Origin of the sequence: Inquilinus limosus, assembly GCF_002195995.1 — a bacterium.
Taxonomy (GTDB): domain Bacteria; phylum Pseudomonadota; class Alphaproteobacteria; order DSM-16000; family Inquilinaceae; genus Inquilinus; species Inquilinus limosus_C.
In genome coordinates this window covers 80368-94568 of record NZ_NHON01000021.1, presented here as the reverse complement: position 1 = coordinate 94568, position 14201 = coordinate 80368, and the positions used below count along the sequence as shown (strand labels likewise).

The 14201-nt window shown below is 64.9% G+C and carries 12 protein-coding genes; 11 read left to right on the top strand and 1 reads right to left on the bottom strand.

All coding sequences use genetic code 11. The features are described from left to right. From BWR60_RS13645 to BWR60_RS13610, 9 genes are all read left to right on the top strand, one after another. On the top strand, positions 1-751 hold a 751-nt coding region (locus tag BWR60_RS13645; protein ID WP_144445618.1), incomplete at its 5' end, for a zinc-binding dehydrogenase. Next, positions 748-969 carry a zinc-binding dehydrogenase gene (locus BWR60_RS13640; RefSeq protein ID WP_218823483.1) on the top strand — a complete coding sequence of 74 codons (222 nt, stop codon included), beginning with the start codon at positions 748-750 and terminating at the stop codon, positions 967-969. The genes BWR60_RS13645 and BWR60_RS13640, both read left to right, overlap by 4 nt. Positions 970-1019: 50 nt before the next feature. Beyond that, positions 1020-1478: a nuclear transport factor 2 family protein gene (locus tag BWR60_RS13635; protein ID WP_179221757.1), complete on the top strand. Its 459-nt coding sequence runs from the start codon at positions 1020-1022 to the stop codon at positions 1476-1478. A 155-nt stretch (positions 1479-1633) separates the two neighbouring features. After that, positions 1634-2167: a cytochrome P460 family protein gene (locus BWR60_RS13630; protein ID WP_088151575.1), complete on the top strand. Its 534-nt coding sequence runs from the start codon at positions 1634-1636 to the stop codon at positions 2165-2167. Between the two features lie 268 nt (positions 2168-2435). Beyond that, the gene (locus tag BWR60_RS13625; RefSeq protein ID WP_230983046.1) at positions 2436-3710 is read left to right on the top strand and encodes an epoxide hydrolase family protein; all 1275 of its coding nucleotides are present in this window, start codon (positions 2436-2438) and stop codon (positions 3708-3710) included. 75 nt (positions 3711-3785) lie between these two features. After that, entirely contained in the window at positions 3786-4568 is a 783-nt protein-coding gene (locus tag BWR60_RS13620; RefSeq protein WP_088151573.1) for an alpha/beta fold hydrolase, read from the top strand. A gap of 448 nt (positions 4569-5016) precedes the next feature. Next, a complete protein-coding gene (locus BWR60_RS37030) occupies positions 5017-5181 on the top strand; it encodes a hypothetical protein (RefSeq protein ID WP_179221756.1) in 165 nt (54 codons plus the stop codon). 108 nt (positions 5182-5289) lie between these two features. Further along, positions 5290-8208 carry an ATP-binding protein gene (locus BWR60_RS13615; RefSeq protein ID WP_088151572.1) on the top strand — a complete coding sequence of 973 codons (2919 nt, stop codon included), beginning with the start codon at positions 5290-5292 and terminating at the stop codon, positions 8206-8208. A 171-nt stretch (positions 8209-8379) separates the two neighbouring features. Beyond that, entirely contained in the window at positions 8380-9870 is a 1491-nt protein-coding gene (locus tag BWR60_RS13610) for a catalase (RefSeq protein WP_088151579.1), read from the top strand. 174 nt (positions 9871-10044) lie between these two features. Here BWR60_RS13610 and BWR60_RS13605 read toward each other — a convergent pair whose 3' ends face one another. Beyond that, positions 10045-11064 (bottom strand): LacI family DNA-binding transcriptional regulator, encoded by a 1020-nt coding sequence (locus BWR60_RS13605; protein WP_218823481.1) that lies wholly within the window; start codon positions 11062-11064, stop codon positions 10045-10047. On the opposite strand from BWR60_RS13605, the gene BWR60_RS13600 reads away from it, so the two are divergent. Together BWR60_RS13600 and BWR60_RS13595 are read left to right on the top strand one after the other, a co-directional pair. Then, positions 11015-12256: a TRAP transporter substrate-binding protein gene (locus BWR60_RS13600; protein WP_230983045.1), complete on the top strand. Its 1242-nt coding sequence runs from the start codon at positions 11015-11017 to the stop codon at positions 12254-12256. The two genes, BWR60_RS13605 and BWR60_RS13600, sit on opposite strands and share 50 nt — an antisense overlap. Positions 12257-12299: 43 nt before the next feature. After that, positions 12300-14192 carry a TRAP transporter large permease subunit gene (locus BWR60_RS13595; RefSeq protein ID WP_088151569.1) on the top strand — a complete coding sequence of 631 codons (1893 nt, stop codon included), beginning with the start codon at positions 12300-12302 and terminating at the stop codon, positions 14190-14192. Positions 14193-14201: the final 9 nt, after the last annotated feature.

The following is a 14201-nucleotide window of genomic DNA, read 5'->3' as shown; positions in this document are numbered from 1 at the left end:
GCCCTGCATCATGACCGCGGCGGCGGTGCGGTCGTCGATCTCGTCCGGGATCGCGACGAGCGCCGGGGCCGGCCGGGTGCTGGCGCTGGGGGCGGGTGTCGATGGCGTCGAGGTCGGCCAACGGGTCGCCTGGGTCTATGTTCCCGGCAGCTACGCCGACCGCATCCTGGCGCCGGCCCCGGCGCTCGTCGCGATCCCGGACGAGATCGACGACCGCACCGCCGCCGCGGTCATGATGCAGGGCCTGACGGCCAGCCATTTCGCCACGGATTTCTACCCGGTCCAGCCGGGCGATGTGGCGCTGGTCCATGCCGCGGCAGGCGGCGTCGGCCAGATCCTGACCCAGATCATCAAGCTGCGCGGCGGCCATGTCATCGCGCGGGTGTCCAGCGCCGACAAGGTCGCCGCGGCCAGGGAAGCCGGCGCCGACCATGTCATCATCGACACGGAGGGGCAGTTCGCCGAGGAGGCGGTCCGCCTGACCGGGGGCGACGGCGTCCATGTCGTCTACGACGGCTCCGGTCCCAAGACCTTCCAGGCCTCCCTCGCATCGCTGCGGCGCTCGGGCACCTTCTGCTGGTACGGCCCGGTTCTCGGCGGACCCGAGCCGCTCGACATCATGAGCCTGCCGAAGAGCATCAAGATCGGCTACGCCACCTTCTCCGACCATATCTCGCATCGCTGCGGCGCTCGGGCACCTTCTGCTGGTACGGCCCGGTTCTCGGCGGACCCGAGCCGCTCGACATCATGAGCCTGCCGAAGAGCATCAAGATCGGCTACGCCACCTTCTCCGACCATATCCACACGCCGGAGCGGCTGCGGGCCCGGGCGCGGCAGCTGTTCGACTGGATCATCGGAGGCCAGCTGACGATCAGGATCGGCGGGACCTACGACCTGGCGGACGCCGCGAAGGCCCATTCCGACATGGAGAGCCGCGCCACCACCGGCAAGCTCCTGCTGATCCCATGATCCGTCCCGCCGTTTGGCCATCTCGCGCTTCTGGCGCTCGAGATCCGGCCATGGTCGACCTCGATCGCCTGGTCGCCATCGAGGCCATCCGCAGCCTCCAGTCGCGCTATGTCCGACTGGCCGACAGCAAGGACTGGGGCGCGCTCGCGCGCCTCTTCCTGCCGCATGGCACCTTCATGGTGCACGACCTGGAGGGGCGGCTGCAGTTGGTTCTGACTGGCCGCGAGCAGATCATCGAACGGCTGTCGCACACCATCGGCGGCGGCGCGACGATCCATCATCTCCTCTCTTACGAGATCGAGATCGAAGCTCCGGCACGGGCGCATGGCGTCTGGGCGATGGAGGACTGGGTCGACCTCTCCGGCGAGAACGGAAGCGGGGAAGGCGTGGCGCAGTTCAGGGCGCTGCATGGCTGCGGGCACTATCACGTCGACTATGAAATGATGGACGACGCCTGGCACATCGCGACCCAGAGGCTCTATCGCACTCGTCTCGATATCGTGCGTTGAGAATCGGCGACGATTTCGCCATGCCGGGTTACGACTCGATGTTGGTCCTGAGCTTGGATGGTTCTCCCTTGCCCCTCGGATCCAGGGAGGCTCTATGGCCAGACCCACTCTCAGGCCGCTCCAACAAATGCCGACCGGACATCCAGGAGAATGCGATGAAGAGAACGATCGCCTGTGCCATCGCAATCGTCACGATTTCGGTGGGCGTTGCGGCCCATGTCTCGGCCCAGGCTCCCGATGACCAGGGAGCGCCGATTTACGGTGTGACGCTTCCGGAAGGCTACCGGGACTGGAAGCTCATCAGCGTCGCCCAGGAGAACGGGCAGAACAATGATATCCGTGCCATTCTCGGCAACGAGATCGCCGTCAAGGCTTTTCGAGAGAATGTACGGCCCTTCCCGGATGGCACGATTATCGCCCGGCTGGCATGGCGGTACCAATCGTCGCCCCGCAACGACTCCGTCTTTCCGGCTCCGCAATCATTCGTGGCGGGTCCACCGACGAACGTGCAGATCAGCGTGAAGGATTCCAAGCGCTACGCCGAGACCGCCGGCTGGGGCTACGGCCAGTTTGAAAATGGCCTGCCGACGAAGAATCCTGCCGTCGTGCAGTCATGTTTCGCCTGCCATGTGAAGCTGCAGAAGCTGGAAGCCAACGCAGACTACGTCTTCACGGATTACTCCCATTGACCTCGGAAAGGGTGGCTTGAGGCCGCTCCCAGGGGAAGCCGCTGGACACTCCGGGCCAGGTCGCGAACCTCGTGGTCTGGCGTCACCGCCCGCCGGTTCGTGACAGTGCGAGCTGTCCGCCAGGCCGGTCATGAGTGCGCTTGCCGTGCCGGCCTCACCGGCTGCTTCGAGGCCGGCTAACGCTTCATCACAGAATCTAACGGGTGTCGCGCTGTCGCTTCCCTGTATCGAACCGATCGATTTGGGTTTCTAGTCGAGGAGACGACAAGTGCATGATGGTGTTCCGATATCGCGTCGCCAGTTCGTGGCGGGTGCCGCGCTTGCCGGGGCTGTGGCTGCCATGCCCGTGATCGCACGCGCCCAGGCTACCGCCGGCGCCCCGATCCGGCCATTCAAGGTCGCGGTTCCGGACACCGATATTGCGGCGATGAAGCGCCGCATCGCCGAGACCCGATGGGCCGATGCCGAGCCGGCGCCCGACGACGGCCAGGGCGTTCGTCGCCAGACCATCGAACCGCTGCTGCGGTATTGGGCAACCGACTACGACTGGCGCAAGGTCGAGGCGAAGCTCAATTCGCTGCCGATGTTCCTGACCGAGATCGACGGGCTCGACATCCACTTCATCCATGTGCGCTCGCGCCATGAGAATGCGTTGCCGATGATCCTGACGCATGGCTGGCCGGGGTCGGTGCTCGAATTCCTGAAGGCCGTCGACCCGCTCACCAATCCGACGGCGCATGGCGGCACCGCCGACGATGCATTCCACCTGGTCATCCCTTCGATCCCGGGCTTCGGCTTCTCGGCAAAGCCCACGGAACTGGGATGGGGATCGGACCATATCGGTCGCGCCTGGTCCACCCTGATGCGCCGGCTGGGCTACGACGCCTATGTCAGCCAGGGCGGCGACTGCGGTTCGGTGATCTCGCAGCGCATGGCACTGCAGCACGTGCCCGGACTGCTCGCCATTCATCTGAACATGCCCGCCGTGGTGCCCGCCGATATCGCCAGGACCCTGGCGGCGGGTGATCCGGCCCCTCCCAGCCTGTCAGCCAAGGAACGCGCGGCATTCGACCAGTTGGAGGCCTTCTACCGCGACAACTCCGCCTATGCCGCGATGATGAACACGCGGCCTCAGACGATCGGCTACTCGCTGGTCGACTCGCCTGTCGGCATGGCGGCCTGGATGTACGAGAAGATCGCCCAATGGACCTACAGCGGTGGCCAGCCTGAGCGCGTCCTGACCCGTGACGAGATCGTTGACGATCTCGCGCTCTATTGGCTGACGGGGACCGGGGCCTCCGCCGCCCGGATCTATTGGGAAGATCACACCAACAACTTCAATGCTCGCGGCCTCATCGATCTGCCGGTTGCGGTCAGCGTGTTCCCGGGCGAGATTTTCCGCGCCCCGAAGACCTGGGCTGAGCGCTGCTACAAGAACCTCTTCTACTTCAATGAGGCCAGCAACGGCGGCCATTTCGCTGCCTGGGAGCAGCCGCAGATCTTCGCGCAAGAGGTGCGTGCCGCGTTCCGTTCGTTCCGCTGATCATCGCGACCATCTGAAGGCAAAGGACGCTGTTCGCCCGCTGCGTTTGAGCGGCCCTTCCCAAAGGAAATCGATATGAACAAAGTCATCGTCGCCGGGCTGGCGCTCGCTGCCCAGCTTGGCGCCCTGATGGCGCCGGCGCAGGCGCAGCCGACCAGGCCGACGGTCGTGCTCGTCCACGGAGCTTTCGCGGACTCGTCGAGCTGGAGCGGCGTCATCGCCATCCTCGAGAAGGACGGTTACAAGGTCGTCGCGGCTGCGAACCCGCTTCGTGGTGTCCGTACCGATGCCGATGCCGTCGCGGACGTTGTGAAGAGCATCGAGGGCCCGGTCGTCCTCGTGGGCCACTCGTATGGCGGCTCGGTCATCAGCGAGGCGGCAGAGGGGCGTCCGAACGTGAAGGCGCTGGTCTACGTCGCCGCCTTCGCGCCCGAGGCCGGCGAGACCGCTCTTTCACTGACCGGAAAGTTCCCCGGGAGCACTCTCGGTGGGGCGCTCGCCCCGGCGGTCAAGCTGACGTCGGGCGGGAATGATCTCTATATCCAGCAACAGCGTTTTCCCGAGCAGTTCGCAGCGGACGTGCTGGAAGCGCAGGCACGTCTCATGGCCGCCGGCCAGCGACCGATCGCCGAGGCCGCGCTTTCGGAAGCGTCGACGGCGCCGGCCTGGAAAACCGTACCGTCCTGGTTCATCTACGGTTCCAAGGATAAGAACATTCCGCCCGCCGCATTGAGCTTCATGGCCGAGCGCGCCCGTTCGCGCCAGACGGTGGAGGTCAAGGGGGCGTCGCATGTGGTGATGGTATCGCATGCGCCCGCGGTGGCGACGCTGATCGAGCAGGCCGCGACCGCTCAGTGAGTTAGCCCTTCGCTGCGGCCCTCTCCCGGGAATAGCGAAAATCTGCGGCCGGCTACGCAGTCGTGCAGCCGGCCGCATATCCCGTCGCCAATCGACGAGTCCATCAGCCTGACCCGTTCCCTGCGGCAGGCCCGTCACGGTCCGCCACCTCTCAGCGTGTCTCGTCCACATCCCAGGGCTCTCGATGTCGGAGGTGCGCGGCCAGCTCCTGTTTTCATCCATCGGCCGCTCCGGACTCAAGCCGCTCCTATCCTGAGACAGGGGGAGCCGGCTTCCGGATTGCGAAGGGTGCCTTTGTCGACCAACTGCAGCTTAGTCAGCTGCGCTCGGTACAGCGCAATTTATATGCATTTTATCCATATTGACATGCATACTCAAATGTATGACGTTTAAAATCACATTGCCTCGTGGAATATGGGCATTCCAATTGCGCCGGATCGACCCGACGATGGCCGCAACGACCAGCATCCTGCCCATTTTCCCGATCGCCCGGGATCCGGAGAACGCGACGCGGAGCGACGCTACCGCCGCATTCGTGCTCGAGGGTGCTTCCGTCGGGACCCATGGCCGCGTGTCGGCCGCCAGCGGCAGGTTCTTCATCTTGCGGGAGTGAAGATTCCCGGGTCATGCTCGACATCCCAGTCTTCGCCGCCTCGCAGAGCATGGCCGGGCTGGGATCGCTCCAAAGCCGCGTGAGACATGCTGGTCCGAGAGAGACGTCATGGCGATTGAGGTGGGCAAAAATAGCGCGGTGCTTCTCTTCGGTCCGTTCAAGTTATCCGTTGGTGAAAGACTGCTGATTCGCGAGAGCCTGCCCGTTGAAATGGGAGGGCGAGCTCTGGACCTCCTGATCGCGCTCGTGACCCGGCCCAACCACACCATCAGCAAGAAGGAACTGATGGAGGAGGTCTGGCCGAATGTGCTTGTCGAGGATGTCACCTTGCGGTTTCACATGGCCAGCCTGCGAAAGGCGCTGGGGGATGGCCAGGATGGTGCGCGCTACATCAGCACTGTTGTAGGCCGCGGCTATTGCTTTGTCGCACCGGTGGCGAGAACTGTCGGCGATCATGGCAATGTGCCGGCTCGGACACTCCATTTCCCCGAGGCGAGCCTTCCTCCTCGCCTCGATCGCATGATCGGTCGGGACGAGGAAGTCCTGACGCTCTCGACGCAACTGACCGAATCCCGCTTCGTCACGATTGTCGGCCCGGGCGGTGTCGGGAAGACGACGATGGCGATCGCCGCCGCCCACCAGGTGGCCGAGGAATTCGCGGGACAGGTGCTGTTTGTTGATTTTGGCGTCATCAACGATCTGGGGCTGGCTGCGACGACGGTGGCATCTCTACTCGGCCTGTCGGTGCAGACGGAAGACGCCACGCCCGATCTTGCCCGATTTCTGAAGGATAAACGTCTTCTTCTGGTTCTCGATACCTGCGAGCACCTTATCGAAGCCATTGCCCGCATGGTGGCGGCCATTTTGAATGCAGCGCCACAGGTCCATGTTCTGGCAACCAGTCGAGAAGCACTTCGCATCGAGGGCGAGCACATCTACAGGCTGGAGCCTCTGGCGTGTCCGCCCGCAGCGCCTGCGGTCGCACTGAGTGCCATTCGGCAATTCCCCGCGACCCAGCTATTTATCGAACGAGCGGTCGCCGGCGGTGCTCGCCTCAACATCAGCGCTGCGGACGCTGCCATCGTCTGCGACATTTGCCGCAGGCTCGACGGCGTCGCACTCGCCATCGAACTTGCTGCCAGACGAGTCGAGACCTACGGTCTCGAGCAGACCGCCGCGCTGCTGGACCAGCGCCTGACGCTGTTGTGGCAGGGCCTGCGGACCGCTCCGCCTCGCCAACAGACATTGCAGGCGACGCTGGACTGGAGTTTCGGGCTGCTCACCGATCTCGAGCGCCTGGTGCTGCGCCGGCTGGCAATCTTTGTCGGCTACTTCACCTTGGATGCAGCATTGGAGGTGGTGACGAACGATAGGCTGGATACACCAGCGGTCTTCGCGGCGATCGACAGCCTCGTCGAGAAATCGATGGTCGCCGCGCGCCCCCTCGGCGCGATGATGCGCTACCGCCTGCTCGACACGACCCGTTCCTACGCAGTCGATCTCAGCTCGGATGAAGCGATGCGGACGGAACTGGCCACCCGCCATGCGCGCTATTTCCGGCGCTGGCTCGAGCAAAACGGCACCGAATGGTCTGCACTGACGACCGGCGCTGAGCGCGCGCCGCACTTCGCTGCCTTGAACAATGTACGCGCCGCTCTGGAGTGGTGCTTCGGCGCCACCGGGGATCCTCAGGTCGGGATCGGGCTTGCTGCCGCCGCTGCCCCGGTATTCCGCGCCATGGGGCTGGTTCCCGAATGCCACCGTTGGACCGAGCGAGCGCTGTGCACCCTCGACGCGACATCCCGTCGGGGAAAGGAGGAAATGCACCTTCAGGCTTCTCGTGGCGTCTCGCTGATGTTCACGCAAGGTCACTCCGAAGCGACATTTTCGGCGCTAAACAGAAGCCTGGAGATTGCCGAAGCTCGTGGCGACTATATCAATGCAGCACGCTTGCTTGGGCCGATATTCTTCTGCCACTTACGCAGCGGGCAATATCTGGAGTGCCTGCGTTGCGCTCAACGCTGCTCGGAGTTTGCTCAGACACTTGATGATCCGGTGGCCATCTCTCTTTCACATACCCTGCTTGGCGTTGCGTACCTCTCTCTGGGGCGGCTTTCTGACGCGCGATCGGAGCTGGAATCCGTGCTCGCTCCCGGCAATGCGGCGGCGAGCCGACAGGTTCACTTCGGATTTGACCATCACACCTGGGCTCGAATCAGTTGGATCACCACACTCTGGCTGCAAGGCTATCCGACGGAAGCACGGGCTGCGATTCAGACGGCATTCAGCGATGCAGAAGCGATTCGCCACCCCGTATCTCTCGCGGTCGTGCTGAGCTCGATCGCAACAATCCTTTGGATTGGCGATCTTGATTTCGCACAAGAACTTCTGGACTGGTTTATTTCGCGCGTGGAGAGGCAAGAATTCGCTCCATATCTGCACATGGGCAACGCCTTCAAGGCCGAGCTCGCAATCCGGCGAGGTGACGTCGAGGCGGGTGTGGCAGCACTGCGGCGGCATATCCAAGCTCTCCATATTGCCAGATTTGAGATTTATACCGTTCGTTTCCAAATGGTTCTCGCATCCGGTCTTGTTTCCGAGGGTCGATTTGCAGAAGCCTTTGATCTCATGAATGAAGCAGAGAGGGAGATTGAAGAGACAAGATTTCAGTACTACCTCCCCGAGCTTCTGCGCCTGAAAGGCAGCATTCTCGTTTCCGCGCCGGAACTGAACAGCGTGGACGCGGGGGCATACTTTGCCCAGTCTCTCGAGATAAGCCGATGCCAGGGCTCACGAGTGTGGGAGTTGCGGGCGGCAACCGACCTCGCTTCGCTTTGGGCCGGCCAAGGTCGTTCCGCCGAAGCCCATGCGCTCCTGCGACCGGTCGTCGAGCAATTTACGGAAGCCGGAGGCACTCCCGACCTCGAGGCGGCTTTGGATGTGCTCGCGAGAATCGGGGAGCCTGTCCAGCCCGGTGCGGCAGGACAAGGCGCGGATGTCCGCGCCAGGCGGGTGGGGGCCGAGTGACCATCCCCGGAGTGAGGGCCGGCATGCTCGCCGACAAGGATCCGCCTTTCTGCCGCGGCGACTTTTGCGGCGTCATCCGCCGCCCGCGTTGGCACGGCTGATCTGCCCGGCTATCAAGACCCTGTTCCATTTGCCGCGCCATGCGGGCGGCAGTATCCACGCAGTTGTATGGTGACCGACAAACCGAGATATCTGACCCAGGCGACGGGCGCGCCCGTCAGCGACAATCTCAACATTCTGACCGCCGGGCGGCGGGGACCGGCGTTGCTGCAGGACGTCTGGCTGATCGAGAAGCTCGCTCACTTCGATCGCGAGGTGATTCCGGAGCGACGGATGCACGCCAAGGGGTCCGGTGCGTTCGGCACCTTCACGGTCACGCACGACATCACGCGCTACACCAAGGCAAAGATCTTCTCCGAGGTGGGCAAGCAGACGCCGATGTTCGCTCGCTTCTCAACCGTGGCCGGTGAGCGCGGCGCGGCCGACGCCGAACGTGACATCCGCGGCTTCGCGTTGAAATTTTACACGGAGGAAGGCAATTGGGACATGGTGGGCAACAACACGCCCGTCTTCTTCTTCCGCGATCCGCTCCGCTTCCCTGATCTCAATCACGCCGTCAAGCGCGATCCGCGCACCGGCATGCGCAGCGCCGACAACAATTGGGACTTCTGGACGCTTCTGCCGGAGGCGTTGCACCAGGTCACGATCGTGATGAGCGAGCGTGGCATTCCGCGGAGCTATCGGCATATGCACGGCTTCGGCAGCCACACCTACAGCTTCATCAATGCTGCCAATGAGCGTGTCTGGGTCAAGTTCCACTTCCGCACCCAGCAGGGCATCGCGAACCTCAGCGACGAGGAAGCCGAAGTCCTGGTCGGCAAGGATCGTGAGACGCACCAGCGCGATCTCTTCCAGAGCATCGAGAACGGCGATTTCCCGCGCTGGACAATGTACTTGCAGGTCATGACGGACGACCAGGCAAAGGCCTTCCCGTTCAACCCGTTCGACCTCACCAAGGTCTGGCCGAAAGGCGACTTCCCGCTGATCGAGGTCGGTTGTTTCGAGCTCAACCGCAATCCGGAGAACGTGTTCGCCGAGGTGGAGCAGGCCTCGTTCTCGCCGGCCCATGTCGTGCCGGGGATCAGCTTCTCGCCCGACAAGATGCTGCAGGCCCGCCTGTTCTCTTATGGTGACGCCGCGCGCTACCGCCTGGGCGTCAACCATCACCTCATCCCGGTCAATGCGCCGAAATGCCCTTACCACAGCTATCATCGCGATGGCGCCATGCGCACCGACGGGAATCTTGGCCGGACGCCGACCTACTTTCCGAACAGCCTCGGCGAGTGGCCGGACCAGCCGGAGCTCAACGATCCACCGCTCATGATCGAGGGCGCGGCCGATCATTGGGATCACCGCGTCGACGACGATCACTACAAGCAGCCCGGCGATCTATTCCGCATGATGAACGCGGAGCAGCGCCAGCGCCTGTTCGACAACACAGCCCGTTCGGTGGGCGGTGCGGCCGTCCACATCCAGGAGCGCCACATTGCCAACTGCACCAAAGCCGACCCCGCCTACGGGGCGGGAGTTCGCGAGGCCTTGTCGCGGCTTGCGATCGTGCGGCCGCTCGAGCCGGAGGTCACCCCCGGGACGGCCGCGTAGGCGGGAAGCGGAAGAGGGCCCGGTGAATCCGGGCCCTCCGACAGGACAGCCCCTCGGCTGATCCGAAACCCGACCGGGAGGATCGGATCCATGGGGGAGCCTTCCAGCCGGGGCGGCTCTCGGGCTTCGCGATCGTCGAACGGCCCGTTCATCGCCCGGGAGAGCCGGACGAGGCTATCGCAGGTTCTCGCGGAAGACCACGTCGATCCGCGGCACCTCCACGCCTTCCCACGGATCCCGTCCGGCGCGCAGATTGGTGAAGATCGCGACGCAGCTCGTCAGCGCGGCTTGCGGATTCTGGGTGATCACCGCATCCATGGTGCCGTCGATCAGCAAGCCTCGGGTGTCGGGCGTCAGGCCGTGCCCGATGAAGACCACATCCGGCTCGCGGCGGGCCTCCTTCAGCGCCTTGCCGACGCCGCCCGCCCCACCGCCGATGTTGTAGATGCCGGCCAGGTCGGGGTGCTGGGCGAGCAGGGCGCGGGTCAGCCGGAAATTCCGGTCCTCCTCATCCTGACCTTCGCGCAGCCCGACCACCTCGATCGATGGGAACAACTCCTGAAAAATGTGGAGGAACCCCATCTCCCGTTCCTCATGGGCGCGGTAGCTGAGGCTGCCGGCGATCATCGCCACCTTTGCCGGACGCTGGCCGATGAAGCGGCCGATCAGATAGCCGGCGGTACGACCCGCTGACCGGTTGTCGAGCCCGACATAGGCGGCGCGTCGCGATCCGGCGATGTCGGAGATCAGGGTGACGGTCGGAATACCTCGCTCGGCCAGAGTGTTGACCGCCTCGCGGACGGCCGGGTGTTCCAGCGCCATGAACACGATGCCGTCGGCGTTGCGAGATTGCTGGATGAGGGCGCGGGCCAAGAGATCGGGATTGAAGCTCTTGATGTGCTCCACCCGACATCTGACATGAAGCGGCTCCAGTTGGGGGCCGGCGCCGGCGATCAACCGCCCCAGCATGTTCAGGAAGCGATTGGTCCCGGCTGGCAGCAGGAACGCCACGCGCATCGGCTTGGGCGCCAGGGCCGCCTGCAGGTCGGCTTCGGCGATGTAGTCCAGCTCGGCGGCCGCCTTCAGCACCCGTTGCACCGTGATCTCGCGCACCCCCGGCCGGCGATTGAGCACGCGGTCGACGGTGGCGGTCGAGACGCCGGCCAGCCGCGCTACATCGGCCAGCCTGGCCATCTTCCGTCTCGCCGGGCTGTCCTCGGACAACCGGCGATCGGGTACTGAAGCTCCATCGTTATGCATCAAATCGCATCATTTTCTGATGTTGACGCTTCATGAGAACGCTTTCTATGGTCTCGACGTCAAGGGGCTAAGACAGCAAAAAACATCAGCGACAGACGGGAGGAAGATCATGCAGCCGATCACGCGCCGTATCATGCTCGGGTCGATGATGGCGGCATCCGCAGCGAGCATCGCCGGGCTGCCGCGGCCGGCCCGGGCCGCCGAGTTCTCACTGAAATACGCCAACAACCTGCCGGTCACGCATCCCTTGAACCTGCGCGCCAAGGAGGCGGCCGACCGTGTCGCCGCCGAGACGGGCGGGCGGGTGGAGATCAGGATCTTCCCGAACAACCAGCTCGGCGGCGATACCGACATGCTCGCCCAGGTGCGCAGCGGCGGCATCACATTCTTCACGCCCTCGGCGCTGGTGATCGCGACGCTTGTCCCGGTCGCGGCGATCAACGCGGTCGGCTTCGCCTTCTCGGATTACGGGCAGGTCTGGGCGGCGATGGACGGCAAGCTGGGAGAGCATGTCCGTGCGGCCATCGCCCAGACCGGGCTCCATGCCTTCGAGAGGATGTGGGACAACGGCTTCCGGCAGATGACCAGCAGCGCGGGCCCGATCAACTCCGCCCAGGACATGGATGGCCTCAAGATCCGCGTTCCGGTCAGCCCGCTCAGCATCGCGATGTTCAAGGGGCTCTCGGCCTCTCCGGTCAGCCTGCAGTTCAGCGAGGTCTATTCCTCGCTCCAGACCAGGATCGTGGATGCGCAGGAGAATCCGCTGCCGATCATCCAGGTGGCGAAGCTGTATGAGGTGCAGAAATACTGCAGCCTCAGCAACCACGTCTGGGACGGCTTCTGGTTCATCGCCAACGGCCGTGCCTGGGACGCCCTGCCGGCCGACGTCCAGTCGGTCGTCGCGACCGCGATCAACGAGGCGGGCATGCGCCAGCGCGAGGATGTGAAGGCGCTCAACGAGACGGTCCAGGCCGATCTCCAGTCCAAGGGCCTGGCCTTCAATCACCCCGCGCCGGACAGCTTCCGAGAGAAGCTGCGTCAATCGGGCTTCTACGGCGAATGGAAGGAGCGGTTCGGGGACGAGGCCTGGGGCTTGCTCGAAGGGGCGGTCGGCAAGCTGGCCTGACGTGCGGCGCTCATCCGGAACCACGGCTCCAGCGGGGGAACGCATGGACATCTCCGGTATCTTGTCCGAGCCGCCGGCCGAGGCCCGCGGGCCGCGCTCGCCGGTCGCGCTGCTGGCGGCGGGCCTCGATCGCGGCCTGACGGCCGTCGTCGAGGCCGCGGCGGCGTTTCTCGTCCTGGCGGAAATCGCGATCCTGCTGTCCGGCGTGGTGGCGCGCTACCTGCTCCACGCCCCCCTGGTGTGGTCGGACGAGCTCGCCTCGATCCTGTTCCTCTGGTTGTCCATGCTCGGCGCCGTCGTCGCCTTGCGGCGCGGCGAGCACATGCGGATGACGGGGCTGGTCGGCCGTCTCGGGCCGCGGCCGCGTGCCGTGCTGGAGGTCCTGGCGGTGGTCGCGCCGCTGGCGTTCCTCGCACTGATCCTGCATCCGGCCGTGGACTATGCCGGGGAGGAGAGCTTCATCGTCACGCCGGCGCTGGAGCTCAGCAACGCCTGGCGGGCCGCCGCGATCCCCGTGGGCATGACGCTGATGATCGCGGCCGCGGGGATCCGGCTCCTGCGTATGAGGGCACCCGGACTGGTCGCCGCGGCCGCGGCGGGCACCGCGGCCGTGATCGGCCTCGCCTGGCTGGCGGCCCCGGTCCTGGAGCCGCTCGGCCAAGCCAATCTGCTGATCTTTTTCGTCGGCGTGGTGGCCGCGTGCGTCTTCGCGGGGATACCGATCGCCTTCTCCTTCGCCCTCGCCACCTTCGGCTATCTGTCGCTGACGACCTCGACGCCGCTGGTCGTCATGGTCGGGCGGCTGGACGAGGGAATGTCCCATCTCATCCTGCTGGCCGTGCCGCTGTTCATATTCCTCGGCGCGCTGATCGAGATGACCGGCATGGCGAAGGCCATGATCCAGTTCCTCGCCAGCCTCCTGGGCCATGTCCGCGGCGGCCTGTCCTATGTGCTGATCGGCGCGATGTATCTCGTCTCCGGCATCTCAGGCTCCAAGATCGCCGACATGGCGGCGATCGCCCCGGTGCTGTTCCCGGAGATGAAGAAGCGCGGGGCGAAGCCGGGCGATCTCGTCGCGCTGCTCTCCGCCACCGGGGCGCAGACCGAAACGATCCCGCCGAGCATCGTGCTGATCACCATCGGCTCGGTCACGGGGGTCTCGATCGCGGCATTGTTCGCCGGCGGGATGCTGCCCGCCGTGGTCCTGGGGGTGGGGTTGTGCGCCGTCGTCTGGTGGCGTTACCGACGGGAGGATCTCAGCCAGATGCCGCGCCCCGCGGCGCGCGAGATCCTCCGCCTCGCACTGGTGGCCCTGCCAGCGATCCTGCTGCCCTTCGTGATCCGGGCCGCGGTGGTCGAGGGTGTGGCCACGGCGACCGAGGTCTCGACGATCGGCATCGCCTATTCGGCCGTGATGGGGCTTCTGGTCTACCGCCGATTCGACTGGGCGCGCCTGCGGCCGATGCTGGTGGAAACGGCTTCCCTCACCGGTGCGATCATCTTCATCGTCGGCTGTGCCACGGCGATGGCCTGGGGGCTCACCCAGTCCGGCTTCTCGCAGGACCTGGCCGGCTGGATGGCCGGGATTCCCGGCGGCGCCTACGGCTTCCTCGCGATCTCCATCGTTGCCTTCATCCTGCTCGGCAGCGTGCTGGAAGGGATCCCCGCCATCGTGCTGTTCGGGCCGCTTCTGTTCCCGATCGCCCGTGATCTCGGCGTGCATGAGGTGCACTACGCGATGGTGGTCATCTTCGCCATGGGCATCGGCCTGTTCGCACCGCCCTTCGGGGTCGGCTACTACGGCGCTTGCGCCGTCGCCAAGGTCCCTCCGGACGAGGGGCTCCGGCACATCTGGGGCTATGTCGTGGCCCTGCTGGTCGGGCTCGCGGTCGTCGCCGCCGTGCCGTGGATCTCCACCGGCTTCCTCGCTTCCTGAAAATCCACT